21 protein-coding genes and 1 pseudogene are annotated in these 26,077 nt (G+C 64.4%); 16 read left to right on the top strand and 6 right to left on the bottom strand.

All coding sequences use genetic code 11. The features are described from left to right. Positions 1-6: 6 nt before the first annotated feature. The 3 genes and pseudogenes from HY019_RS15175 to HY019_RS15185 all read left to right on the top strand — a co-directional run bounded on the left by HY019_RS15175 (position 7) and on the right by HY019_RS15185 (position 3,997). Positions 7-2,056: pseudogene (locus HY019_RS15175) on the top strand (M3 family metallopeptidase). A gap of 19 nt (positions 2,057-2,075) precedes the next feature. Continuing rightward, a complete protein-coding gene (locus HY019_RS15180; RefSeq protein WP_290693666.1) occupies positions 2,076-2,693 on the top strand; it encodes a glutaredoxin family protein in 618 nt (205 codons plus the stop codon). A 2-nt stretch (positions 2,694-2,695) separates the two neighbouring features. After that, a complete protein-coding gene (locus HY019_RS15185) occupies positions 2,696-3,997 on the top strand; it encodes a TIGR03862 family flavoprotein (RefSeq protein ID WP_290693668.1) in 1,302 nt (433 codons plus the stop codon). Positions 3,998-4,023: 26 nt separating this feature from the next. On the opposite strand, the gene rpiA is transcribed toward HY019_RS15185, so the two are convergent. Further along, the gene (gene rpiA, locus HY019_RS15190; protein ID WP_290693671.1) at positions 4,024-4,695 is read right to left on the bottom strand and encodes a ribose-5-phosphate isomerase RpiA; all 672 of its coding nucleotides are present in this window, start codon (positions 4,693-4,695) and stop codon (positions 4,024-4,026) included. A gap of 67 nt (positions 4,696-4,762) precedes the next feature. Further along, positions 4,763-5,611, bottom strand: a complete 849-nt coding sequence (locus HY019_RS15195) for a heparan-alpha-glucosaminide N-acetyltransferase (protein ID WP_290694237.1) — start codon at positions 5,609-5,611, stop codon at positions 4,763-4,765. A gap of 70 nt (positions 5,612-5,681) precedes the next feature. Between HY019_RS15195 and HY019_RS15200 the strand changes: the two genes are divergently transcribed. Continuing rightward, a complete protein-coding gene (locus tag HY019_RS15200) occupies positions 5,682-7,649 on the top strand; it encodes a U32 family peptidase (protein WP_290693673.1) in 1,968 nt (655 codons plus the stop codon). 35 nt (positions 7,650-7,684) lie between these two features. Here the strand turns inward: HY019_RS15200 and HY019_RS15205 are convergent, their stop codons facing one another. Next, positions 7,685-8,083 carry a translational machinery protein gene (locus HY019_RS15205; protein ID WP_290693676.1) on the bottom strand — a complete coding sequence of 133 codons (399 nt, stop codon included), beginning with the start codon at positions 8,081-8,083 and terminating at the stop codon, positions 7,685-7,687. A gap of 144 nt (positions 8,084-8,227) precedes the next feature. On the opposite strand from HY019_RS15205, the gene HY019_RS15210 reads away from it, so the two are divergent. The 6 genes from HY019_RS15210 to HY019_RS15235 all read left to right on the top strand — a co-directional run bounded on the left by HY019_RS15210 (position 8,228) and on the right by HY019_RS15235 (position 13,035). Beyond that, positions 8,228-9,115 (top strand): UDP-2,3-diacylglucosamine diphosphatase, encoded by an 888-nt coding sequence (locus tag HY019_RS15210; protein ID WP_290693678.1) that lies wholly within the window; start codon positions 8,228-8,230, stop codon positions 9,113-9,115. A 61-nt stretch (positions 9,116-9,176) separates the two neighbouring features. Then, the gene (locus HY019_RS15215; RefSeq protein ID WP_290693713.1) at positions 9,177-9,491 is read left to right on the top strand and encodes a DUF2322 family protein; all 315 of its coding nucleotides are present in this window, start codon (positions 9,177-9,179) and stop codon (positions 9,489-9,491) included. Between the two features lie 49 nt (positions 9,492-9,540). After that, entirely contained in the window at positions 9,541-11,115 is a 1,575-nt protein-coding gene (locus HY019_RS15220; protein ID WP_290693715.1) for a thymidine phosphorylase family protein, read from the top strand. A gap of 3 nt (positions 11,116-11,118) precedes the next feature. Beyond that, positions 11,119-12,036: a ribose-phosphate diphosphokinase gene (locus tag HY019_RS15225; RefSeq protein ID WP_290693718.1), complete on the top strand. Its 918-nt coding sequence runs from the start codon at positions 11,119-11,121 to the stop codon at positions 12,034-12,036. After that, positions 12,033-12,656, top strand: a complete 624-nt coding sequence (locus HY019_RS15230) for a class I SAM-dependent methyltransferase (RefSeq protein WP_290693720.1) — start codon at positions 12,033-12,035, stop codon at positions 12,654-12,656. Before HY019_RS15225 ends, HY019_RS15230 begins: the two co-directional genes overlap by 4 nt. 70 nt (positions 12,657-12,726) lie before the next feature. Next, on the top strand, positions 12,727-13,035 hold the full coding sequence (locus HY019_RS15235) for a hypothetical protein (RefSeq protein WP_290693722.1): 309 nt from the start codon (positions 12,727-12,729) through the stop codon (positions 13,033-13,035). 44 nt (positions 13,036-13,079) lie between these two features. On the opposite strand, the gene HY019_RS15240 is transcribed toward HY019_RS15235, so the two are convergent. After that, the gene (locus tag HY019_RS15240; protein WP_290693725.1) at positions 13,080-14,303 is read right to left on the bottom strand and encodes a DUF898 family protein; all 1,224 of its coding nucleotides are present in this window, start codon (positions 14,301-14,303) and stop codon (positions 13,080-13,082) included. A 270-nt stretch (positions 14,304-14,573) separates the two neighbouring features. Here HY019_RS15240 and HY019_RS15245 point away from each other — a divergent pair, with 270 nt between their 5' ends. Then, entirely contained in the window at positions 14,574-15,476 is a 903-nt protein-coding gene (locus HY019_RS15245) for a transporter substrate-binding domain-containing protein (RefSeq protein WP_290693728.1), read from the top strand. Between the two features lie 39 nt (positions 15,477-15,515). Then, entirely contained in the window at positions 15,516-16,040 is a 525-nt protein-coding gene (locus HY019_RS15250) for a cupin domain-containing protein (RefSeq protein WP_290693731.1), read from the top strand. 94 nt (positions 16,041-16,134) lie between these two features. Here HY019_RS15250 and purL read toward each other — a convergent pair whose 3' ends face one another. After that, positions 16,135-20,169, bottom strand: coding sequence for a phosphoribosylformylglycinamidine synthase (gene purL / locus HY019_RS15255; protein ID WP_290694240.1), 4,035 nt, complete (start codon positions 20,167-20,169; stop codon positions 16,135-16,137). A gap of 189 nt (positions 20,170-20,358) precedes the next feature. On the opposite strand from purL, the gene map reads away from it, so the two are divergent. Together map and HY019_RS15265 are read left to right on the top strand one after the other, a co-directional pair. Beyond that, positions 20,359-21,171 carry a type I methionyl aminopeptidase gene (gene map, locus HY019_RS15260; protein WP_290693734.1) on the top strand — a complete coding sequence of 271 codons (813 nt, stop codon included), beginning with the start codon at positions 20,359-20,361 and terminating at the stop codon, positions 21,169-21,171. Positions 21,172-21,233: 62 nt separating this feature from the next. Next, positions 21,234-23,825: a [protein-PII] uridylyltransferase gene (locus HY019_RS15265; RefSeq protein ID WP_290694243.1), complete on the top strand. Its 2,592-nt coding sequence runs from the start codon at positions 21,234-21,236 to the stop codon at positions 23,823-23,825. 7 nt (positions 23,826-23,832) lie between these two features. Here the strand turns inward: HY019_RS15265 and HY019_RS15270 are convergent, their stop codons facing one another. Continuing rightward, complete coding sequence (locus HY019_RS15270; RefSeq protein ID WP_035034155.1) at positions 23,833-24,036, bottom strand: DUF465 domain-containing protein; 204 nt, start codon at positions 24,034-24,036, stop codon at positions 23,833-23,835. Positions 24,037-24,139: 103 nt separating this feature from the next. Between HY019_RS15270 and HY019_RS15275 the strand changes: the two genes are divergently transcribed. Next, on the top strand, positions 24,140-24,904 hold the full coding sequence (locus HY019_RS15275; protein ID WP_290693737.1) for a protein phosphatase 2C domain-containing protein: 765 nt from the start codon (positions 24,140-24,142) through the stop codon (positions 24,902-24,904). A 15-nt stretch (positions 24,905-24,919) separates the two neighbouring features. Beyond that, positions 24,920-26,059, top strand: a complete 1,140-nt coding sequence (locus tag HY019_RS15280) for an acyltransferase (protein WP_290693740.1) — start codon at positions 24,920-24,922, stop codon at positions 26,057-26,059. Positions 26,060-26,077 lie beyond the last annotated feature (18 nt).

A 26,077-nucleotide genomic window follows, 5' to 3' on the forward strand; every position in this document is an offset into this window, starting at 1 on the left:
GACACCATGAGCACCAACCCATTGCTAGACACCACCGGCCTGCCCCAGTTTGACCAGATCAAGCCCGAGCATGTCACCCCTGCACTGGACACCCTGTTGGCGGACGCCGAAGCCGCGCTGGCCAAGGTGGTGGGCCCCGATGTCCCGGCTGACTACGATGCCTTGTCCCTGCTGCTGGACGTAAGCACCGAGCGCCTGGGCCGTGCCTGGGGCGCCGTGGGCCACCTCAACGCCGTGGCTGACACGGCCGAGTTGCGCGCCGCCTTCAACGACAACCTGCCGCGCATCACCGAGTTCTACACGCGCCTGGGCGCCGACGAGCGCCTGTATGCCAAGTACAAGGCCCTCAACGCCGCGCAAAAGACGATTGACCCCGAGTTGCGTTTGAGCCCCGCCCGCCAGCGCGCGCTCGACAACGCCTTGCGCGCCTTTGTGCTGGGTGGTGCTGAACTGCAAGGCCAGGCCAAGGTGCGCTTTGCCGAGATCCAGGAGTTGCAGGCGGCACGCTCGCAAGCCTTCTCCGAGCACGTGATGGACGCCACCGACGCCTACGCCCACTATGTGCGCGAAGACGAGCTGGCCGGCGTACCCGAAGACATCATCCAGGCCACCAAGGCGATGGCCGAAGGCGAGTCCAAAGAGGGTCACAAGCTGACCCTGCACATGCCGGTCTACCTGCCCATCATGCAGTACGCGAACAATCGCCAGCTGCGTGAAACCATGTACCGTGCCTACAGCACACGCGCCAGCGAGTTCGGCCCGTCCGAGCGCGACAACACACCCCTGATGACCGAGATCGTGGCCCTGCGCCAGGAAGAGGCGCAACTGCTGGGCTACAAGACCTTTGCCGAGGTCTCGCTGGTGCCCAAGATGGCCAACAGCCCGCAGCAGGTCATGGACTTCCTGCGTGACCTGGCCAAGCGCGCCCGCCCCTTCGCCGAGAAGGACATGGCCGAGCTGCGCGAGTTCGCCAAAACCGAATGCGGCCTCGACGACCTGCAAGCTTGGGATGTGGCCTATGTGAGCGAAAAACTCAAGGAAGCCCGCTACGCCTTCAGCGACCAGGAGGTCAAGCAATACTTCACCGAGCCCACCGTGCTCAAGGGCCTGTTCGGGCTGATCGAATCGCTGTTCGATGTGAAGATCCAGCCTGACACGGCACCCGTGTGGCACGAGTCGGTGCGTTTCTTCCGCATCGAGCGCGTCGGCCAGCTGGTTGGGCAGTTCTACCTCGACCCCTACGCCCGCACCGGCAAGCGCCCAGGCGCCTGGATGGACGACGTCCGTGGTCGCTGGAAGCGCCCCGACAACGGTGCCACCCAGACCCCGGTGGCCCACCTGGTGTGCAACTTTGCCAAGGGCGTGGGTGACAAGCCTGCCCTGCTGACGCACGACGATGTCACCACCCTCTTCCACGAGTTTGGCCACGGTCTGCACCACATGCTGACCAAGGTCGAGGACCTGGGCGTGTCCGGCATCAGCGGTGTCGAGTGGGATGCGGTTGAGTTGCCCAGCCAGTTCATGGAGAACTTCTGCTGGGAATGGGACGTGGTTCAGAAGCTCACCAGCCATGTGGACACCGGCGCCCATCTGCCGCGCGCCCTGTTCGACAAGATGACCGCCGCCAAGAACTTCCAGAGCGGCATGCAGACCCTGCGCCAGATCGAGTTCTCGCTGTTCGACATGCGCCTGCACGCCGAGCCGGGCCGCGAAGCCAATGTGCAGTCGGTCATTGACGAAGTGCGCCAGGAAGTGGCGGTCAACATCCCGCCGGCATTCAACCGTTTCCAGCACAGCTTCTCACACATCTTTTCAGGTGGATACGCTGCGGGGTACTACAGCTACAAGTGGGCTGAGGTACTCTCCGCCGATGCTTATGCCGCTTTTGAAGAGGCTGCCACGCCTGCGACCGGTGTGCTCAACCCCGAGGTTGGCCGCCGTTACCGAGGCCATCCTGGAGGCTGGTGGCAGCCGGACGGCCATGGAGAACTTCAAGGCCTTCCGTGGCCGCGAGCCTCGGATCGACGCCTTGTTGCGCCACCAGGGCATGAGCTGATCAACAGGATTTGAAGAATATGCATCGCGCTGTACTGTCGTCGTTGTTGGCTGTTCTGGCCTTGCTGTCTGGCTCGTCCGCATGGGCGCTGTACAAGGTGGTGGGTCCTGATGGCCGCATCACCTACACCGATCGCCCGCCCAGCGACCGCCCGGCACAAGCCATTCGCGCCAACGGCGCCACGGCGTCCACGGAAGGCTTGCCTTACGAGTTGCAGCGGGTAGTGGGTCGCTATCCAGTCAGCCTGTTCACGGGCCCCAAGTGCCCGTCATGCGACGCAGGCCGCCAATTGCTGAAAGAGCGTGGTGTGCCTTTTGTCGAGAAGACCATCAGCACCGCAGACGATGTCAAGGCCTATACCAAGCAGGAGGCCACGGATCAACTGCCTTCGGTTCGCATCGGCCAGAAGCAGTTGCTGGGCTACAGCCAGGGTGACTGGACGAGCTACCTCGATGCCGCAGGCTATCCCGCCAAATCGGCGCTGCCACTGAACTACCGCTGGCCCGAGCCTGCCCCACTGGCCCCGCCAGCTGAGAGCAAGCCCTCGGCGCCTGCACCCGGCCGCAATGCCACCCCGGCTCCGGCCGACTCTTCCGCACCACCCGCAGGTTCTTCGCCCGCCGGTATCCGCTTCTGACTTTGACTGATTCCCTGCAAAACAAGACGCCCGCGTGCGCGTCAACCAAGCCCTGCGTGGCCATCGTGGGTGGTGGGCCGGCTGGCCTGATGGCCGCCGAGGTGCTGTCTCAGCAAGGTGTGAGCGTCGACCTGTTTGACGCCATGCCCTCCGTGGGACGCAAGTTCCTGCTGGCCGGGCGTGGTGGGCTGAACCTCACGCACTCCGAGCCCCTGGCCACCTTCATGACCCGCTTCGGCAGCCGACAGGCTGAGCTGGCGCCGCTGATCGAACAGTTCACCCCTGACGATTTGCGCGCCTGGGCGCAAGGCCTGGGAATCGAGACCTTTGTGGGCACATCGGGCCGCGTCTTTCCGACCGACATGAAGGCCGCCCCGCTGCTGCGCGCGTGGTTGCACCGTTTGCGTCAGGCAGGCGTGCGCTTTCACATGCGTCACCGCTGGCTGGGCTGGACCGATGCAGGCCAATTGCGCTTCAGTGCGCCCCATGGCGAGGTGTGCCACCAGGCCCACGCCACCGTGTTGGCGCTCGGCGGTGCCAGCTGGGCCCGATTGGGCTCTGATGGGGCCTGGGTGCCCTGGCTCCTTGACGCCGGCGCGTCGGTGGCCCCGCTTCGCCCAGCCAACTGCGGTTTTGACGTGCTGCCCACAGGCCCGGATAGGGCCGGCTGGAGCGATCACCTGCGCCAGCGTTTTGCCGGGCAACCCATCAAGCCGGTGGCCCTGGCGTTGCCAGGCGAAGACGGCCAACTCATCCGCCAGCAAGGCGAGTTCGTGTTGACCGACACGGGCTTGGAGGGCAGCCTGATCTACGCATTCTCGGCCCGCATCCGCGACGAGATCGACCGCAGCGGCCAGGCCATCGTTTACCTGGATCTCCTGCCCTCGCACACCCTGGCGCAGGTGCAGGCCGAAACCGCCAGGCCACGTGGCCCGCGCAGCCTGTCCACCCACCTCAAGAGCCGGCTTGGCATCCAGGGCATCAAGATGGCCTTGCTGCATGAGTGCCTGACGCCTGCCGAATTGAACGATGCCCAGGCGCTGGCGGGCAAGCTCAAGGCCTTGCCGATCACGCTGGCGCGCCCTCGCCCTGTGGACGAGGCCATCAGCACGGCGGGTGGCGTCACCTTTGAATCGCTGGATGCCAAGGGCATGCTCAAGGCCCGGCCTGGCTTGTTCTGCTGCGGTGAAATGCTGGACTGGGAAGCGCCCACCGGCGGCTATCTGCTGACTGCCAGCATGGCTTCGGGCAAGGCCGCGGCGCTGGGCGTGCGGGCTTATCTGGCCAACTCAGTCGCCACCTGAGCACGGCCAGCCTGGCTGGCGCTGATTCAGAAGCTCAGCGTCTTGACACCTTGCGAGGTGCCCAGCAGGCAGACCGATGCCTTGTTGCGGGCGAACACACCCACGGTGACCACACCGGGCCACTGGTTGATGTCCGACTCGAATGCCGCAGGCTGGGTGATGCGCAGGCCGGTCACGTCGACGATGACATTGCCGTTGTCGGTGGTCACGCCTTCGCGCACCTTGCCCGTGCCGCCCAGTTTGGCAAACGCACGGATCACCTGGGCTGCGGCCATGGGGATCACCTCGACGGGCAGCGGGAACTTGCCCAGCACGTCCACCAGCTTGGATTCGTCGGCGATGCAGACGAACTTCTCGGCCAGATCGGCCACGATCTTTTCACGGGTCAGGGCCGCACCGCCGCCCTTGATCATGTTGCCCTGGTGGTCGATCTCGTCGGCGCCGTCGATGTACACGCCCAGTGCCGTCACCGATTCAGAGGGCAGCACCTTGATGCCCAGCGCTTGCAGGCGCTCCGTGCTGCGAACGGAGCTGGACACGGCGCCGGCCACGCGGGCCGGATCGGCTTTCAAGGCCTCGCCCAGGGCATCAATGAACTTGTCGACCGTTGAGCCGGTGCCCACACCGACGATGCTGCCAGCTTGCACATAGTCGAGGGCGGCGCGGCCCACCAGGGTCTTGAGTTCGTCTTGGGTCATGGCGGTCGGTTTCAATCAGGTCGAAGATCGGGTCAAAGGGGCGGCAAAGGGATGAGTTCAGGCGGCGTCATGGTGTGGCGCGGCCGGTCAGCATCATCCACGCCTGCAGCCCGCCGATCAGCACGGGCTGATGCACCATGTAAAAAGTCAGGCTCCAGCAGCCCAGCGTGGACAGGCTTTGCCTGATCGCCAGGGGCACGCGCGCCAGGCCGGCATTGTCGCCTGAAACAGCGGCCTTCCCTGCCACCGGGGCGCCGGCCCAGGCCAGCCAATGTGCACGATGGCGCAGCAGCCATTGCGTGCCGGCCAAGCCCCACCACATCACGCCGATCCAGGGCAGCAAGGGCACGTAGTCTTCGGTGATGGGCTTGTGCGTGACCAGACCCACCCAGTTGGTCAGGCGGCTGTCAAAGAAGGGGTGGGATACCAGTTGAGGCAGGGCCACGGCAAGCAGGCCCAATGGCCACAGCCAGCTACCCAGCGGCGCCATGAGCCGCGCGATGATCAGCATCACCGCCATGCCGTGCAGCACGCCAAAGTAGATGAAGCTGTTGGGGAACATGAACCTGCTGCCCAGGCTGACCAGGGCGGCGCAAGCCACGATCTGGGCCCAGCGGCGCCAGAACCGCGCCCAGCTCTGGCCCTGGTTGGTGGCCACGGCCTGGCCAGCCCCGGCGCACAGCAGGAAAAGAGACAGGATGCAGGTGCGCTGGTTGGTCCACAGCGCATCGGTGTAGAAGTTGGCGTCCAGCAGGCGGAAATTGCTGAGGTCGAAGCTGAAGTGGAAAAGCGCCATCCAGATCAGCGCGAAGCCGCGCAAGGCGTCGAGGCGGTCATAGCGCGGGCGAAGCCCCTTGCCTGGGGCCTCACCCTGGCGGCCACCCCGGTCATTTTGGGCGTCTACTTGGGGTGTTATCCGTGGGGTTTTGCCTTTTCCGGAGCGCATGGCGATAGTATCGGCGGTTTGCGCTTTCGACCGTCGCCCCATGTCCCTCGCCCGCCACGAAATTGAACTGCTTGCCCCTGCCCGTACCGTCGAGATCGGTATCGAGGCCGTCAACCATGGGGCGGACGCGGTCTACATCGGCGGCCCCTCGTTCGGTGCGCGCAGCAACGCCAGCAACGAGGTGTCCGACATCGCCCGGCTGGTGCAGCACGCACACCGCTACAACAGCAAGATTTTCACCACGCTCAACACCATCTTGCGCGACGACGAGCTGGAGCCCGCACGCAAGCTGATCTGGCAGCTGTATGACGCTGGTGTGGATGCCCTCATCGTGCAGGACATGGGCCTCCTGGAGCTGGACCTGCCGCCCATCCAGTTGCACGCCAGCACCCAGACCGACATCCGCACGGTTGAAAAAGCCAGGTTCCTGCAGGACGCCGGCTTCAGCCAGATCGTGCTGGCGCGCGAGCTCACGCTCAAGCAGATCCAGGACATCTCGGCCAACACGCATTGCGCCATCGAGTTCTTCATCCACGGCGCGCTGTGCGTGGCCTACAGCGGTCAGTGCTTCATCAGCCATGCGCACACGGGCCGCAGTGCCAACCGCGGTGACTGCTCGCAAGCCTGCCGCCTGCCCTACAACGTGATGGACGGCGCCGGCCAGGTCGTGGCCTTCGAGCAGCACGTGCTGTCGATGAAGGACAACGACCAGAGCGCCAACCTCAATGCCCTGATCGACGCGGGTGTGAGCTCCTTCAAGATCGAGGGCCGCTACAAGGACATGGGCTATGTCAAGAACATCACGGCCCATTACCGCATGCTGCTCGACGAGATCCTGGAGGCCCGCTCCGAGTTGCAGCCGGCCGCCTCGGGCGAGTGCACCTTCTATTTCCAGCCTGATCCCGATCGCAACTTCAACCGTGGCAGCACGGACTACTTCGTCAATGGGCGCAAGGAAGACATCGGCGCCTTCGAGTCGCCCAAGTTCTTGGGCCTGCCGCTGGGCGAGGTGGCCAAGGTAGGCGACAAGTGGTTCGATATCGCGCTGAATGCCGAGCAGCAGGCCGTGGGCATGAGCAATGGCGATGGCATCAACTACCAGACGCTGACGCGCGACATCATCGGCATGAAGATCAATGTGGCCGAGCCGGTGGGCAAGTCGCAGCGGCTGTGGCGTGTGTACCCGAATGAGGACATGGCTGCGCTCAAGGACCTCAAGCCCGGCGTGGCCGTGAACCGCAATGGCGACCGCTCCTGGGAAAACGCACTGGCCAAAAAGTCTGCCGAGCGCCGCATTGGCGTGTGGATGAGCCTGAGCGACACACCCGATGGCCTGCACCTGACCGTGACCGATGAAAACGGCAACGTGGGTGAGGCCAGCGTGGCCTGCGACAAACAGGCGCCGCAAGATGCAGACAAGGCGCAAGCCAGCCTGCGCGACAACCTGGGCAAACTGGGCACCACCATTTTCTCGGCCCATGACGTGACTTTGGCCACGGCGCAGCCCTGGTTCGTGCCGGCCTCAGCCGTCAATGCACTGCGCCGGGATGCCATCGCTGCGCTCGAAGCCGCGCGTGCACAGGCTTACATCCGCCCGCAACGCACGCCGGCCGTGGATCCCCCCGTGCCTTATCCCGAAGACACGCTCAGCTACCTGGCCAATGTGTTCAACCACAAGGCGCGGGACTTTTACGCCAAGCACGGCGTCAAGGTGATCGAGGCTGCGTACGAGAGCCACGAGGAACACGGTGAAGTCAGCCTGATGATCACCAAGCACTGCGTGCGCTTCTCGCTGAGCCTGTGCCCCAAGCAGGCCAAGGGCGTGACGGGCGTGCAAGGCCAGGTCAAGGCCGAGCCACTGCAGCTGGTCAATGGCAAGGAAAAGCTCACGCTGCGCTTTGACTGCAAACCCTGCGAGATGCATGTGGTGGGCAAGATCAAGAAGTCGGTGCTCAACCAGGTACCGGCGGCGCCGATTCAGTTCTACAAGGCCAGGCCGAGCGCCTGACGGGCATCGGCCCCGACGCCTCGGCGCATCCAGCCTCAGAGCATCCGGTCCTTGGCCACAAAGTACTTGCGGGTGTAGGCCACCAATTGGCCGTCGGTCGGGTGGTCCACGGTTTCGATGCCCACGATCTTCTCGGCCACCTTGGGGTCGTGTGCGTGGGCATGCTTGAGCAGCGCCAGTTTGGCTTGCCCGGGGCCCACGATCAGGATCTCCTGCGCACCGGCCAGGGCCTCAATGATCGCGTGGTAATAGTGCTGGTCTTCCGGCGAACGCCCGGTGCCGACATCCCCGTTTTCGATCGTGCCCCGCTTGTGGTGCAGGTGCTTGTGGGGGTGATCAGGCTTGACGACGGCCTTCTCGACATCGTCCGGGCTGACGTGCATGACGCGGGCTTGGGCGTGGTCCACCCAGACAACAGCGTGGTAGTGGGACATGTCGGTTCCTCCATTGGCAATTGAGGCTGTCAGCGTACTCCGATTGCACCTGGAATCCAAGGCAGGGCCTGCGCAGGCTTGTGGTGAATCAAATCGTCACCGTGTCGTCGCGAGGTTGTCACACGCCTTGCCCACCATGGGCACATGCGGCCCTGGATCAACGCCCCCTTGCTGAGAGCCTTGACATCGCCTGCTGGCCAACTGGCCGGCCTGGGGCGGGGCGCGGCGCCCTCTCAGGATGAGGAGAAGGCGCCCAGCCACCAGGTGCGGGCCGTGTGGATTTCGGATGTGCACCTGGGCACGCCCGGTTGCCAGGCCCACGCCTTGCTGGACTTCCTCAAACACGTCGAGTGCGACACGCTCTATCTCGTGGGCGACATCATCGACGGCTGGCAGTTGCGCCGCAACTGGTACTGGCCTCAAGCGCACAACGACGTCGTTCAAAAGCTCTTGCGCAAGGCCCGCAAAGGCACGCGGGTGATCTTCATCCCCGGTAACCACGACGAGTTCGCGCGCAAGTTCCTGGAGCATTCCTTCGGCGGTGTCGAAGTGGCCGAAGAATGGATCCACACCACGGCAGACGGCCGCAAACTGTGGGTCACGCACGGCGACCTGTACGACGGCGTGATCCAGTGCGCCCGCTGGCTGGCCTTGCTGGGCGACTCGCTGTACGAGTTCACTCTCAAGCTCAATCGCCACCTCAATTCATGGCGAGCCCGCGTGGGGTTGCCCTACTGGTCGCTGTCCAAATACCTCAAGCTCAAGGTCAAACGGGCCGTGAGCTATGTGGGTGACTTCGAGCAGGCATTGGCTCGTGAAGCGCGCAAGCGCGGTGTGGAGGGGCTGGTGTGCGGCCACATCCACCACGCCGAGATGCGGGACATCGACGGCATCCTGTACTGCAATGACGGTGACTGGGTAGAAAGCCTCACGGCCTTGGTCGAGCACCCCGATGGCCAGCTGGCAATCCTGGATTGGGCTGAGGTCATGGCGCAGCGGAACCGATCCTTGCCCTTGACGCAGCCAGCCTGAGTTTGCGCCCGCCAGTGGCTTGGCCTGCGGCAAAATAGCGCCCCTGCCCCAAGGAGCTCTCATGGCCTTCGCCGACAACCTCAAACAACTCCCGCCCGTGGCCCATCTGGCCGCCCTGCAACTGATGGACGCCGCCGGCCAGGTGGCCGCCACCATCGAGAACAAGCCCGGCCAGGCCGGTTCGCTCGCCGTGTACGCGGCCCTGGCCGCCAAGCACGGTGGCATCAACGGCCTCGCCGCGCAGGAAGGCCTGGAGATCTACGCCGAGCACACGGTCGACTCACGCGCCAACCCCGGCAAGCACCCCAATATCGACCGCCTGCTCAAGGTCCTGGAGACCGGTGAGGGTTTCACGGTCAAGCTGATCCCGGCCTGATCTTTCGCCGGTGGCGGGAGTACGATTGAGACAAACAACCGTACGCTCCATGGCCACAGAAAACGCCTCACCGTCGGACGCCGTCGCGCCGCAGCTCAAGCTCAAGCGGGTCGCCATCGACACCTACCGCGAAAACGTCGCCTACCTGCATCGCGACTGCGCCATCTACCGCGCCGAGGGCTTTCAGGCCCTGTCCAAGCTGGAGATCCGCGCCAATGGCAGGCGCATTCTGGCCAGCCTCAATGTGGTGGACGACACCTGCATCGTGGGGGTGGACGAACTGGGTGTCTCGGAGGACGCCTTCACGCAACTGGGCGTCGAAAACGGCCACCCGGCTTTCATCAACCAGGCTGAGCCTCCCTCCTCCATCCCCGCCCTGCACCGCAAGATCGCGGGCGAGCGCCTCAGTGGCGATGACTTCCGCGCCATCGTGCGGGACATCGCAGAGCACCGCTACTCCAAGATCGAGCTGACGGCTTTCGTGGTCGCGTCCAACCAGGGCGAGCTGGACCGCGAAGAGGTCTACTACCTGACGGACGCGATGGCCTCGGTCGGCCGCAAGCTGGACTGGCGCGAGCACCCGGTGGTGGACAAGCACTGCATTGGCGGCATCCCCGGCAACCGCACCTCCATGCTGGTGGTGCCCATCGTGGCCGCCCACGGCATGCTGTGCCCCAAGACCTCCTCGCGTGCCATCACCTCGCCAGCAGGCACGGCGGACACCATGGAGGTGCTGGCCAATGTCGAGCCACCGTTCGACAAGTTGTGGGACATCGTGCGCGAGCACCGCGCCTGCCTGGCCTGGGGCGGCACGAGCGACCTGTCGCCCGCCGATGACGTGCTGATCGCCGTGGAGCGCCCCTTGTCCATTGACTCACCGGGGCAGATGGTGGCGTCCATCCTGTCCAAGAAAATCGCGGCGGGCTCGACCCACCTGCTGCTGGACATCCCTGTGGGGCCGACCGCCAAGGTGCGTGCCATGCCCGAGGCGCAGCGCCTGCGCAAGCTGTTCGAGTTCGTGGCCAACCGCCTGGGCCTGACGCTGGATGTGGTCATCACCGATGGCCGGCAACCGGTGGGCAACGGCATCGGCCCTGTGCTGGAGGCCCGCGACGTGATGCGCGTGCTGCGCAATGACCCGCGCGCACCAGCCGACCTGCGTCAGAAGTCCTTGCGTCTGGCCGGCCGCATGCTGGAGTTCGACCCCGATGTGCGCGGTGGTGACGGCTTTGCCATTGCCCGCGACATCCTCGATTCGGGCCGCGCCTTGAAGAAGATGATGGCCATCATCGAGGCACAAGGGGCCAAGCCTTTCGACCCCGATCACCCCGAGCTGGCCTCCTTGAGCTTCGATGTGCTGGCCGACCGTGATGCCGTGGTCACCAGCATCGACAACCTGCAGCTGGCCCGCATCGCGCGCCTGGCTGGCGCCCCCAAGGTGCAAGGCTCCGGCGTGGACTTGCTGCACAAGATGGGCGAGGCCGTCAAGGCCGGTGAGCCGCTCTACCGCGTGTACGCGGCCTTCCCGGCTGATCTGGCGTTTGCCCGCCAGGCCAGTGAGCGCAGCACGGGCTTCACCCTGGGCCGCGCAGAAGACATGCCCCCGCTGTACGTGGAGTTCTGAACCATGTCCGCCTTGTTGCTCCATTTTGAAGACGAGCGCGCCGCGGCGCAGCGTCTGGCTCAGGCCAGCGGCATCCCTGCGGCCTGCATCGAGGCGCACCGCTTCCCTGACGAGGAGTTGCGCCTGCGCCTTCCGGTGGACGCGAACGGCCAACTGCCTGCGCAGCTGGTGATCTACCGCAGCCTGGACCGGCCCAATGACAAGCTGATCGAGCTGATGCTGGTGGCGCGGCAGGCCCGTGAGCTGGGCGCCCGCCACATCACCCTGGTGGCGCCTTACCTGGCCTATATGCGCCAGGACATGGCGTTTCACCCGGGTGAGATCGTCAGCCAGAAGGTGGTGGGCCGCTTCCTGGCCGACCTGTTTGATGCCGTGATCACGGTGGACCCGCACCTGCACCGCATCCGCACGCTGGACGAAGCCATTGCCCTGCCCCATGCCATCAGCCTGTCAGGCGCACCCATGCTGGCGCAGCTGATTGCGCGGCATCACGACAAGCCCCTGCTCATCGGCCCCGATGCCGAGTCTGCGCAATGGATCGAGGCGGCCGCGCGGGTGCATGCCTTTGACTACGGCGTTTGCACCAAGCAGCGCCATGGCGACAAGGACGTCGAGATCACCCTGCCCGCGGTGAGCGTCAAGGAGCGCGCCGTGGTGCTGCTCGACGACGTCGCCAGCTCCGGGCGCACGCTCGCCGTGGCCGCACGTCTGCTGCACGATGCGGGTGCGGCGTCGGTGGACGTGGCGGTCACCCACGCCTTGTTTGCGGGCGATGCGCTGGCCGTGATCCAATCCGCTGGCGTGGCGCATGTCTGGAGCACGGACTGTATCGCCCACGAGAGCAATGCCATCGACATGGCACCCGTCCTGGCGCAAGCCTTGCTGCCCCTTTTGAAGTCAACCCCAGTCATCACACCATGAGCGACGAAAGTTGGTACGACCGGCATGTGCTGCCCTATCTGATCGACATGGCTTGCGGCATCCGGCCCGTGGCCAGGCAGCGCGAGAAGGTTGTCCCGTTGGCGCAAGGCCAGGTGCTGGAAGTCGGCATCGGCACCGGCCTGAACATCCCCTTCTACGACAAGACGCGCGTCACCCGCGTGACGGGCGTCGACCCGGCCTTGCGCATGCACAGCCTGGCGCAAAAACGCATTGCACAAGCAGGCCTGGACGTCGATCTGATCGGCTTGTCAGCCGAGCGCTTGCCTGTCGATGACGCCAGCTTCGACACTGTGGTCTGCACCTACACCTTGTGCACCATCCCTGATCCGGCCGCGGCGTTGGCCGAGATGCGGCGCGTGCTCAAGCCCGGCGGCAAATTGCTGTTCTCTGAGCACGGCCGGGCCCCGGACGCCAATGTCAGCAAGTGGCAGACGCGCCTGCAGCCTTACTGGCGCAAGCTGGCGGGTGGCTGCATGCTCGACCGCGACGTGCCCTTGCTCTTGCGCGACGCAGGCTTCCAGTCCGAGGTGCAATCGCGCTATCTGCCTGGCCCCAGGTTCGTGTCGTACCACTACTGGGGTGTCGCCCAGGTGCGTTAATCTAGGGATGGCCGAGCCAACGGTGGCGCGTATCCTGTGACTGTTCATGAAACCAGTTTGGAGAAGGATGATGGCCGAAGTCACCAAATACCACGTGCTCGTCTACGGTGGGCCGGAGGGCTACCAGACCAACCGCTCGCAGATCGCCTTATACGGCACCGCGGGCAACGCCATTGCCTACGTCCGCTTCAACGACCCCGGCATGGTGTTTGAAAACGATGCCTACAACAACGGCGTCATCACCATGCACCTGCCCAGCACGATGTTTCAGAGCGTGCTCGACATCCTTCGCAACGAAAAACCCATCCAGATCTACTTTGCGCAAGGCCGGGGCTTCTTCGGTACCGGCGCCACCGAGCCTGTCGGCGAAAACGAATAAACCGCCTTTTCTAATGAAGGCGATTTGGTGGCTTCATCAGGAGATCACCTCTGGGGCGTGGGCTCCGTCGGGCCTGGCATCACGAGCCCCACATGGCGGGCCTGCAGCTGGGTGCCTTGCTGATCAGGTGAGGCGCCGCCGGGTGCTGGTTGAGGCTCGCTTGGGTTCTCGATCAGCACCTCCGGCTTGATCCAGACCGAGACCGACTGCATGCGCAACCTGGCCTCGGTGATGGCCGCCTTGGGGTAATACCAGCCCAGGGTGCAGGCGATCAGACTCCAGTTGCGTGCGGTCAACTTGAGCAAGGCGGCCACGGGCACTGCGCTCTCAAAGCGGATGTGCTCGTGTGCCGTGCCCGACCACAAACGGTTCTGCAACTGCACGCTGAGATAGGGGTAAGGCAGCGCCATCATCGCGACGATGAGCAGCAACACGCCTGGCACCCACACCAGCGCCAGCCGGATGCTTTCCGCATTGTGCTCGGCCTGCTTCATGCGTGCCACGGCCGACCAGTCCAGCCCGACCAGCTCGGACAGGCCCCAGGTCAAGGGCAGGACGATGGCCAGCAGGGCCAGGAAGGCCAGCAAGGCGGTGACCAGGGTGACGCCCCAGGCCTCACCCCGGGGCAAATCCGTCGCCTGCGCATTGGGCCAGTTGCCCAGCACGGCATGCCGATGCTGGTAGCGCTTGAACTGCACATACACCCAGGGCAGCGCGATGCACAGGGCCAAGGCAGCGAAGCCACCCAGCACATAGGACAAGGCACGCTGCCCGCCCATGCCCGCGATCACAGCCCAGACGGCCGTCACACCACCGACGATGTAGAGCAGCGTAGGCAAGCCCATGGCCTTGATGGCATCAACCGGGGTGGCCGCCAGCTTCAGGCGCTGCCCGCGCCAGCTCGTGTGCTGAAGCTGGAACTCCAGATAACCGTGCAAGCCGATGGGCAGCATGGCGGCGGTGAGCAACTGCATGGCCGCCACGCCCATCAGGCGATAAGGCCCGGTCAGGGAGATGCCGTAGTAGATGGCGTTCAGGATCACCGTGGCCACCAGGTTGCCGGCGAACATCTTCCAGGGGTTGACGTGGTAGTCCAGGTTGGCGCCGGCCACGTAAGTGTGCTGGTAGAAATAGCGCAGCCGGCCCACCAGGGCCCAGGGCAAGGCGATCCCGGCCGTCAGCAGCATCAGCAGCATGTTCTTGCGCCAGATGGGGCGGTAGGTCTCGGCATCGCCGGTGAAGGTCACCTCGTAACGGATATGGGACATCTTGTTGACTGACGCAAAACGGGTAGCACGGCGGGCGGCGCGCTTGGCCTGGATATTGTCCGTTGCCCGTAACGCGGTCAGCCGTGGTGTATTCCCCCGCTGAAGGCCTCTGAACCCCGTCAAACGCCACTTTTCACCCACTCATTTGCGGGCGTCTGCCGGTGTCTGCGCTTGTTTTCCTCGCTTGACTGCCTCTGTGCGCTTTCCTGGGGAGCCTGAAGGCGGGCGCCGGTTGTCTTTTTCGCCCGGATGGCGCTATCGTGCGGTTCGATGGCTGACACCCGTGAGGCAGTGATGACGCGGATGCTGATGGGCTTGATTCTGTGTGTGCTGCTTGCTGGCAGCCCGCTGGCATGGGCGGCAGACGTGGTGGTCTACCCCCGCCATCAGGCCCAGAACGACCCGCAGTTGAACTACATGCTGGACGCCTTGCGGCTGGCCTTGTCCAAGTCGGGCAAGGCTTACGAGCTTCGGCAATCCACCAGCGTGATGGTGCAAAGCCGGGCGATTGCCGAACTGGCGACCAATTCCGGGGCGGTGGACGTCATCTGGGTGATGACCACACCGGAGCGTGAGGCGCAGCTCATCCCCATCCGCTTCCCCATTGACCGTGGCCTGATCGGGTGGCGGCTGGCCCTGGTCCATGCCCAGCGCCCCGGTGTCTTGAGTGAGGTCAAGGACCCGGCTGCACTGGCCAGGTTCTCCTCGGGCCAGATGCATGACTGGCCGGACACCGACATCTTGCGTGCCAATGGCTTGACGGTGCTGGTGTCCCCGACGTATGAGGGCCTGTTCAAGCAACTGGCATCCAGGCGGATCGACTACTTCCCGCGCTCGGTCATGGAGATCCGCAACGAGCTCAAGGCACACGACAGCATGCCCGTCGTGATGGACGAGTCGGTCATGATCCGCTACCCGGCGGCCTTCTACTTCTTTGTCAGCAAGAAGCGCCCCGATCTTGGCGCGGACATCAACAAGGGGCTGGAGGCCGCTTTGGCCGATGGCAGCTTCTCTCGCCTGTTCAAGAGGCACATCGTGCCCTTGCTGGATGGGCTCAAGTTGCAGGGGCGCACGGTCATTGCGCTGAAAAACCCGTCGCTGCCAGTGGCGACGCCGCTGGCGCGCCGCGAGCTCTGGTTCGAGCTCGACGAGTTGCGCGACAAGCCCAGGTAAGCTGTCAACCAATGACCTCGCCTGTGAACAGGGTTGCCAATGAAGAACGCCGACTACTACATCGCAAAGCTGGGCATGACGCAGCACATCGAAGGCGGGGCCTTCAAAGAGCACTACCGAGCGCCTTTGCTGCTGCCGCAGTCAGCCTTGAGCCCGACGCACAAGGGCGACCGCAACGCCAGCACGGCCATTTACTTCCTGCTGCGCCACGGTGAGTTCAGCGCCTTCCACCTGCTGGCTTCCGACGAGGTGCTGCACTTCTACGATGGCTCGCCCTTGCATGTCTATGAGATCGATGCGGCGGGCGCCATGCATGTCCACAAGCTGGGGCGCGATCTGGACAGAGGTGAGCGGTTCTCCCTGGTGATCCCGGGCGGCAGTTGGTTTGCCTTGCGCTGCGAGCTGGCTGGGAGCTTCAGCCTGATCGGCTGCACGGTGGCGCCCGGGTTCGACTTTGATGACTTCACGCTGGATGACCGCGCCGTGCTGCTGGACAAGTTTCCACAGCACGCACAACTCATCCAGGAGATGACGTTTGCGCGCGGGGCTGTTCCTGGCGTCTGAGGCTGCCGACGGCCTTTTGGCTGAGTGGGAAGGCATGAAAAAGGGGCTCCGAAGAGCCCCTTGATCGTTGGCGCAATGCCTGGCTGGCAGGCGATCAGCCCACCCACTTGCGCGCGTTGCGGAACATGCGCAGCCAGGGGCTGGCATCGCTCCTGTCGCCGCTGGTCCAGCTCATCTGGATGTTGCGGAACACGCGCTCGGGGTGCGGCATCATGGCCGTGAAGCGGCCGTCAGCCGTGGTGACACTGGTCAGGCCGCCAGGCGAGCCGTTCGGGTTGAAGGGGTAGACCTCGGTGGCTGCACCGGTGTTGTCCACAAAGCGCATGGCCTTGTGCACCTTGGCCGCGTTGCCACGCTGCGCGAAGTTGGCAAAGCCTTCACCGTGCGACACGGCGATCGGCATGCGGCTGCCAGCCATGCCTTCGAAGAAGATCGAGGGGCTTTCCAGCACTTCGACCAGGCTCAGGCGGGCTTCAAAGCGGGTGCTCTGGTTGTGCGTGAACTTGGGCCAGTCCTGTGCGCCCGGGATGATGGGGCTGAGTGCGGCCAGCATCTGGCAGCCGTTGCACACGCCCAGCGCGAAGGTGTCCTGGCGACCAAAGAAGGCGGCGAACTGCTCGGCCAGCTTCGGGTTGAACATGATCGAGCGGGCCCAGCCTTCGCCAGCGCCCAGGGTGTCGCCATAGCTGAAGCCACCGCAGGCGATGAAGCCCTGGAACTGGTCCAGGCGGGCGCGGCCGCTTTGCAGGTCGCTCATGTGCACGTCAAAGGTGTCAAAGCCACCTTGCGCCACGGCGTACGACATCTCCACATGCGAGTTCACGCCCTGCTCGCGCAGGATCGCCACCTTGGGGCGCGATTTGTTGATGAAGGGCGCGGCGACGTTGTCCAGCGGGTCGAACGTCAATTGCACATGCATGCCGGGGTCGCTCGGCAGGCCGATGGCGGCGTGTTCGCTGTCTGCACAGCTCGGGTTGTCGCGCAGCTGGGCAATGCGCCAGCTCACGTCGTCCCAGGTCTTGTGCAGCTGCGCCAAAGGTGCGCTGAACACAGGCTTGGCATCACGCCAGACCTGCACTTCGTCCTTCGCTGCGCCAGTCAGGATGGGCTTGCCGATCACGTGGCTGTGCTTGCTCAGGCCATGCTCGCGCAGGGTCTGGATCACGGCGTCGCGGTCGGTCGTGCGCACCTGCAGCACCACGCCCAGCTCTTCATTGAACAAGGCCTTGAGCGTCAGCTCGTTGCGGCGCTCACCCACCTGGCCGGCCCAGTTCTTGGAGTCACCGGTGTCGGCGCGGCTGTCGGTGATGCCGTCGCCTTCGGTGACCAGCATGTCCACATTGATGCTCACGCCGGTGTGGCCCGCAAAGGCCATCTCGCACACGGTGGCCCACAAGCCGCCGTCGCCACGGTCGTGATAAGCCAGCAGCTTGCCTTGCGTGCGCAGCGCGTTCACGGCGGCCACGGTGGCTTTGAGCATCTCGGGGTTGTCGCAGTCGGGCACCTCGTTGCCGAACTGGCCCAGCACCTGGGCCAGCATGGAGCCGGCCATGCGCTTCTTGCCTTCACCCAGGTCGATCAGGATCAGGCTGGTGTCCAGCGTCTGGCCGTTCTCGGAGGTGATCAGTTGCGGCGTCAGCGTGGGGCGCACGTCGTCGATCGAGGCAAAGGCCGTGACGATCAGGGACACGGGCGCGGTCACCGACTTGCCTTCACCCTTGTCGGTCCATTTTGTGCGCATGGACAGCGAGTCCTTGCCCACGGGGATGGACACGCCCAGTGCCGGGCACAGCTCCATGCCCACGGTCTTGACCGTGTCGTACAGGGCGGCGTCTTCACCGGCCTCGCCGCAAGCGGCCATCCAGTTGGCCGACAGCTTGACCTTGCTCAGCTCGATGGGGGCCGCCAGCAGGTTGGTGATGGATTCGGCCACGGCCATGCGGCCAGAAGCCGGCGCGTTCACTGAGGCCAGCGGCGTGCGCTCGCCCATGGCCATGGCTTCACCGGCGAAGCCCTTGAAGTCGGCCAGGGTCACGGCCACGTCGGCCACCGGCACCTGCCAGGGGCCAACCATCTGGTCACGTGCGTTCAGGCCGCCCACGGTGCGGTCACCGATGGTGATCAGGAAGCGCTTGCTGGCCACGGTGGGGTGACGCAGCACATCAAAGGCGACCTTGTCCAGCGCCACGCCGGTCAGGTTCAGCTCGCCACCGTCCCATGCCACACGCTTGACGTCGCGGTGCATCTTGGGCGGCTTGCCCAGCAGCACGTCCATGGGCATGTCGACTGGCTTGTCAGCGTCAGGCTGGGTGGTGTCTTCAAGGATCAGCTCACAGGCCTCGGTGGCCACGCCGATCACACCAAAGGGGCAACGCTCGCGGTTGGCCATCTCGGTGAAGATGGGCAGTGATTCAGGCGCGATGGCCATCACATAGCGTTCCTGGCTTTCGTTGCACCAGATCTCTTTGGGGGCCATGCCGGTTTCTTCCAGCGGCACCTTGCTCAGATCGAAACGCGCGCCCTTGCCTGCGCCGTCCACCAGTTCAGGGAAGGCGTTGGAGATGCCGCCCGCGCCCACGTCGTGGATGGCCAGGATGGGGTTGTTGGCGCCCAGGCCCCAGCAGTGGTTGATGACCTCTTGTGCGCGGCGCTCGATTTCGGGGTTGCCGCGCTGCACGGAATCGAAGTCCAGCGCGGCGGAGTTGGTGCCTGCCGCCATCGACGAGGCCGCCGCGCCGGCCATGCCGATGCGCATGCCGGGGCCACCCAGCTGGATCAACAAGGTGCCTGCCGCGAACTGGATCTTCTTGGTCTGCTCGCTGCTGATGGTGCCAATGCCACCGGCGATCATGATGGGCTTGTGGTAACCGCGGCGCATCGCACCAGCGCCCTCACCCACCGTCTGCTCGAACACGCGGAAGTAGCCGCCCAGGTTGGCGCGGCCGAATTCATTGTTGAACGCGGCGCCACCCAACGGGCCTTCGATCATGATCTGCAGTGCGCTGGCAATGTGCTCGGGCTTGCCGAACTTCACGGCCTCCCAAGGCTCATTCGTGCCGGGCAGGTTCAGGTTGGACACCGAGAAGCCCGTCAGGCCCGACTTGGGGCGCGAGCCACGGCCCGTGGCGCCTTCGTCACGGATCTCGCCGCCAGCACCGGTCGACGCGCCAGGGAACGGCGAAATCGCGGTCGGGTGGTTGTGGGTTTCGACCTTCATCAGCACATGGGCCAGCTCTTCGCGGGCCTGGTACTGCGGGGCGTTGGTGTAACCGGCGGGCATCCAGCGCTCGATCTGGTGGCCCTCCATCACCGAGGCGTTGTCGCTGTAGGCCACCACGGTGTGCTGCGGGTTCAGCTTTTCCGTGTTGCGGATCATGCCGAACATCGACAAATCCTGAGGCTGACCGTCGATCGTGAACTGCGCGTTGAAGATCTTGTGGCGGCAGTGCTCGCTGTTGGCCTGCGCGAACATCATCAGTTCGACGTCCGTCGGGTTGCGCTTCAAGCCGGTGAAGGCGCTCACCAGGTAATCGATTTCATCATCCGACAAGGCCAGGCCGAAGGTCACGTTGGCTTCTTCCAGCGCCTTGCGGCCCTGCCCCAGCACGTCCACGTGCGCCATGGGGGCGCCTTGCTGCTCGTCGAACAGGTGGCGGGCTTCATCGCGGCCCAGCAGCACGCTTTCCGTCATGCGGTCGTGCAGCAGCGCGGCGCAGGCGTTCAAATCCTGAATGGCCAGCCCTTTGGCACCGCCCATCAGGGCGCCGATCACGCCAGCCTTGACCGTGATCCGGTACTCGGTCACGCGCTCGACGCGGCGGATGCCCAGGCCGCAGTTGTGGGCGATGTCGGTGGCCTTGGAGGCCCAGGGCGACACGGTGCCCACGCGGGGGGCCACCACGATCAGCTCACCTTCTTTGGGGCCGTCGTAGGCGTCGCCATAAGTCAGCAGGGCGGCCAGCTTGTCCATCTCACCTTGGGGCAAGGCCTTGTCCATGGCCACCCAGTGCACAAAGCGGGCATGCACGCCACTGATGCGGGGGTTGATGGCTTGCAGCTTGGGCAGCAGAGCCTGGACTTGGTGGGGAGCCAGGGCGTTGCCGCCCTCGAAGTGCATCAGGTTGGACATCGCTTGGGGGGTGCGTTCGGTCACGGCGGGATGGGCCTTTTTGCTACACCTGCGAAACACGCGGGTGGGGCTGTCGTGAGGAAAAACGCGCATTTTACCGGCCCCAGGCCCCTCATGCCTGAAATTCAGTGCCTTTCTCATTCCCCTGCCTGCGTCATAGCCCTCGCGAAATACGGATAATTCGCGTCCATGAGCATCACCATCAAAACAGGCGCCGACATCGACGCCATGCGTCTGGCCGGTCGATTGGCGTCCGAGGTGCTGGACTACATCACCCCCTTCGTCAAACCCGGTGTCACCACCGAAGAGCTGGACAAGCTCTGTCACGACTACATGGTCAACGAGCAGGGCTGCGTGCCCGCCCCGTTGAACTACGCCCCGGGTGGCCACAAGCCCTACCCCAAGTCCATCTGCACCTCGATCAACCAGCAGGTTTGCCACGGCATCCCCAGTGACAAGCAGCTGAAAGACGGCGACATCGTCAACCTGGACATCACCGTTATCAAGAACGGCTGGCACGGTGACACCAGCCGCATGTTCATCGTGGGCAACGGCTCCATTGCCGCCAAGCGGCTGTGCGCCGTCACCTACGAAGCCATGTGGCGCGGTATTGCCAAAGTCAAGCCCGGCATCCGCCTGGGCGACATTGGCCACGCCATCCAGACCTTCACCGAAAACCAGGGTTTCTCGGTCGTGCGCGAGTTCTGCGGCCACGGAATCGGGCAGAAGTTCCACGAAGAACCCCAGGTGCTGCACTATGGCCGCCCCGGCACGCTGGAAGAGCTCAAGCCCGGCATGATCTTCACCATCGAGCCCATGATCAACGCCGGCAAGAAGGACATCAAGTCCTTGGGTGACGGCTGGACCATCGTGACCAAGGACCGCTCCCTGTCAGCCCAGTGGGAGCACACCATCCTGGTGACCGAAACCGGCTTCGAGGTCCTGACCCTGTCGGCGGGCAGCCCGCCCCCGCCCGACTTCATCACGTCGACCAAGACCTGATCCGTGCAGGCCCTGTCCCACCCCGGCAGGGCCTTTGTCTTTGCAGTACCGCCTTGAAGAACATGCCCCTGGACGTCGCCGCGCTGCGCTCGCAGTTCAAAACCGCCAAGACCGAACTGCTGACCCAGTTCCAGCAAAGCCGAGCATCCACCGTGACGGCAGGGCGCCTGCTCACGCAGCTGGCCCGGCTGGTTGACCGCACCCTGATCCAGATCTGGGACGCGCATGCCCTGCCCAAAGGCGCTGCCCTTGTGGCCGTGGGCGGTTACGGGCGCGGCGAGCTGTTCCCTCACTCCGATGTGGACGTGCTCCTGCTGCTGCCGGTGTCACCCTCGATTGGTGGCGATGAAAGCCTGGCACCCAGCGTTGAGAGCTTCATCAGCGCCTGCTGGGACATCGGCCTGGAGATTGGCTCCAGCGTACGCAGCGTCGAGGAATGCGGCGAGGAAGCCCAACGCGACGTGACCGTGCAGACGGCGCTGCTGGAGGCCCGCTTCATCTGTGGCTCCAAGGCGCGCTTTGACGAGCTGCAGCACTCCACCTTCGATCACATGGATGTGGCCGCCTTCGTGACAGCCAAGATGCTGGAGATGCGCCAGCGGCACACCAAGTACGAGGACACGCCCTACTCGCTGGAGCCCAACTGCAAGGAAAGCCCCGGTGGCCTGCGCGACCTGCAGGTCGTGCTGTGGCTGGCCCGCGCCGCACGCCTGGGCAAGAACTGGCATGAGCTGGCCAAGAACGGCCTGCTGACGGCTTTCGAGGCCCGCCAGTTGCAACGCAACGAAGGCACGCTCAAGCTGATCCGCACACGCTTGCACCAGATCGCCGGGCGCCGTGAAGACCGCCTGGTGTTCGACCTGCAAACCGCCGTGGCCGAGTCCTTTGGTTACAGCAACACCCCTGCCCTGCGCGCCAGCGAAGCCTTGATGCGGCGCTATTACTGGGCGGCCAAGGCCGTTACCCAGCTCAATCAGATCCTGATCCTCAACATCGAGGAGCGCGTGCATGGTTCGCAAAATGCGCCCATGCGCCCGATCAACGAGCGCTTCATGGACCGCGGCGGTTTCCTGGAGGTGGTCAGCGACGACCTCTACCAGCGCGACCCGCATGCCATCCTGGCGACCTTCCTGACCCTGCAGCAGGACAACACGCTCAAGGGCCTGTCTGCCCGCACCTTGCGCGCGCTGTACAACGCCCGCAACGTGATGGACGGTGCCTTCCGCAAGGACGCGGTCAACCGCGAAGCCTTCATGGCCATCCTGCGCCAGCCGCAAGGCCAGACCCGCGTCATGCGCCTGCTCAACCAGACCTCCGTGCTCGGGCGCTACCTGTGGGTGTTCCGCCGCATCGTGGGGCAGATGCAGCACGACCTGTTCCACGTCTACACCGTCGACCAGCACATCCTGATGGTGGTGCGCAATGTGCGCCGCTACTTCATCCCGGAGCACGCGCACGAGTACCCCTTCTGCACGCAACTGGCCGCCGAGTGGGACAAGCCCTGGCTGCTGTACGTCGCAGCCCTCTTCCATGATGTGGCCAAGGGCCGTGGCGGTGATCACTCCGTGCTGGGGGGCACCGAGGTCCGGCGCTTCTGCCGCGACCACAACATCACCGGCGACGATGCCAAACTGATCGAGTTCCTGGTGGCCGAGCACCTGACCATGTCCCGCGTGGCCCAGAAGGAAGACCTGTCCGACCCTGACGTGATCCAGGCCTTCGCCAAACGCGTGGGCAATGAGCGCACCCTCACCGGCCTGTACCTGCTGACCGTGGCCGACATCCGGGGCACCAGTCCCAAGGTCTGGAATGCCTGGAAGGGCAAGTTGCTGGAGGATCTCTACAAGCTCACGCTGCGTGCGCTGGGCGGCGCGCGCCCGCACATGGACGCCGAGATCGAGGCCAGCAAGCAGCAGACCCGCCACACCCTGGCGCTCTACTACATGCCCAATGGCGTCGAAGAGCCGCTGTGGAAGACGCTGGACATGAGCTACTTTGCGCGCCACGACTCGGCCGACATCGCCTGGCACACCCGCATGTTGTGGCGCCATGTCCAGACTGAAAAGCCTGTTGTGGCGGCACGGCTCTCATCCGTGGGCGAAGGCCTGCAGGTGCTGGTCTACGCGCCAGACCGGCCGGACCTGTTCGCACGCATCTGCGGCTACTTCGACAAGGCCGGGTTCAGCATCCAGGACGCGCGCATCCACACCTCCAGGTCGGGCTATGCGCTGGATACCTTCCAGATCCTGGCTTCCGACAACATGGCCTTTGATGGCGTGCATTACCGCGACCTCATCGCCCTGGTCGAAAACCAGTTGGCCGAAGCGGTGGCCTCAGACAAGCCTTTGCACGAGCCCAGCCGAGGCCGCCTGTCGCGGCGTGTGAAGTCCTTCCCGGTCAAGCCCCGGGTCAGCCTGCGCCCGGACGAGCGTGCCCAGCGTTGGCTGCTGAGCGTGTCGGCCAGCGACCGCTCGGGCCTGTTGTATGTCATTGCACGCACGCTGGCACGCCACCACGTCAATGTGCAACTGGCGAAAGTCAGCACCTTGGGCGAGCGAGTGGAAGACACCTTCCTGGTCACGGGTGACGCCCTGCGCCAGGACAAGCTGCAGCTGACGCTGGAAACCGAACTGCTGGAAGCCCTGGCCGCCTGAAATCCGCTCAGGCGGGCTCTTTGGGGTCCAGCATCAATTCCAGGCGCGCGATCAGGTCCCGCAGCAACAGGCGGCGCTTCTTGAGGCGGCGCAGGGACAGCTCGTCCACCGGCGTCTGCTCGGCTGCGCGGTCAATCAAATTGTCCAGATCAGCATGCTCCATCCTCAACTCGATGAGCTGGCGATGGGGAGAGTGCAGGTTTTCTTGCATCTTGGATGCCACAGGGCTCCATGATTAGGCGCTTGAACAAGGGATGCCCCGGGGCATCGCCACCCCCCGGATCCTACTAATTAGCGATTATAGTTTTCCCATGATGAATGCACCGTCCAGTTTTCGACTGGTGGCCGCTACAGGTATCCATCGGGGAGACCGGCCGTATCAGCAAGACCAAGTGGAAATCATCCCTCACCCCCGGGTGCAGGGGTGTCTGCTTGCCGTTGTCGCGGATGGCATGGGGGGCAAAAGCGGCGGGCGCAAGGCGGCCGACCAGGTCATCATGACGGCCCGCCAGGTGTTTGACCGCTACGTCCCCAGCAAGGACGAATCGGCCCAGACACTGGAGCAACTGGTCAACGAGGCCCACCTCATGATCAAGCTGACGGCGCTGGCCTTCGAGGAGGAGCCCCACTCCACCATCGGCGCCTTCATCGTCAACCCCGACCTGTCGGCCGACATCGTGCATGCCGGCGACACCCGGGTCTACCATTTCCGGGGCCCGGAGCTGGCTCACCGCACGCTGGACCATTCCTTCGTGCAGCGCCTGGTCGACGAGGGCCAGATCACCGAAGACGAAGCCAATGTGCACCCCCAGGCCAATTTGCTGACGGGGTGCCTGGGTACGCAGCAGGATCCGCCCGTGGCCACCCACCGCATCCATCAACTGGAGATTGGCGACAGCCTGCTGGTGTGCTCGGATGGCCTGTGGCACTACTTCACCCCCAAGGAACTGGGCGCCATCGTGCACACCCTGCCGCCGCGTGAGGCAGCCGAGATGCTGATCGGCAAGGCGCGCCACCGTGCGCGCGCTGGTGGCGACAACCTTTCGCTGGCCCTGGTGCGCGTCGAAGCTTCAAACTGATCGTTGGAGCGCCCGTTGACGCGACCCTCCCACCTGCCGTCGCTCGATGGCATTCGAGGCCTGGCCATCTTGATGGTCATTGCGCACAACGCGCAACTGCTGGACCTGCCCGTGATGCATGGCGCCGTAGCGGTGGCGCAGTTCGTGCTCAACATTGGCTGGGTCGGGGTCCAGCTGTTTTTTGTACTGAGTGGCTTCCTGATCACCGGTATCCTGCTCGATTCAGTGGGGCAGGCGCACGGCTTGAGAAGCTTCATCACCCGGCGTGCATTGCGGATCTTTCCGCTGTACTACGGGACGCTGGTGCTGATCTTCGTGCTGCTCCCCTTGCTGGATGCGCAACCAGAGATGTACAAGGCGCAGGCGCCTTATCAGATATGGCTGTGGGTTTACCTCTCCAATTGGACAGATGCGATGGGCATCGGCCCAAAGAGCTTGCCGCATTTCTGGTCCCTGGCGGTCGAGGAGCAGTTCTATCTGCTGTGGCCCTTGCTGGTCTTTTCGCTGCGCTCGCCGGTGCGGGTGGCGGTCATGTGCATGGTGGTGGCCCTCGTTGCGTTGCTGTGCCGCATTGCCTTGTTCAATGCTGACGCCCACCATTACGTCGTGTACGAGTGGACGATCTGCCGGATGGACGCACTGGCATTGGGTGGCCTGGCCGCAACGTGCTGGCGCGTGGATACATGGCGAAGCTGGATCGCAGGGCACCGTCGTCAACTGACGCTGGCGCTGCTGATGCTGCTGACGGGGTCCTTCTTGTGGACGCACGCTTTCCCGCGTGCCTCGCTCAGGGGGGCCACAGAGGGCTACACCATCCTGGCCATCATGTTTGCGTCCTGGCTTTACGCCAGTGCCAATCGCGATGCACAGGTGACCCACGGTGGTGTACGCACACCTGCCTGGCACCGTGCCCTGTGCCATCCGGTGCTGCAAAGCGTGGGCAAGTACAGCTACGGGATGTACGTCATCCACAAGCCCTTGCATGACCTGTTCAGTGCCAAGTTGCTGGCCAAGATGGGCGTGCAGACGGCGGGGCATATCGTCAACGCCAGCCTCCATGTGCTGGCGGTCATGCTGATCAGCTACGCGGCCGCCTGGTTGTCCTACCACCTGTACGAAGTGCACTTCCTGCGTCTGAAGCGCTACTTCGTTTGAGCAGCGGCCGGTGCCGGC

Origin of the sequence: Aquabacterium sp. (genome assembly GCF_016195855.1) — a bacterium.
In the GTDB taxonomy this organism is placed as follows: domain Bacteria; phylum Pseudomonadota; class Gammaproteobacteria; order Burkholderiales; family Burkholderiaceae_C; genus Aquabacterium.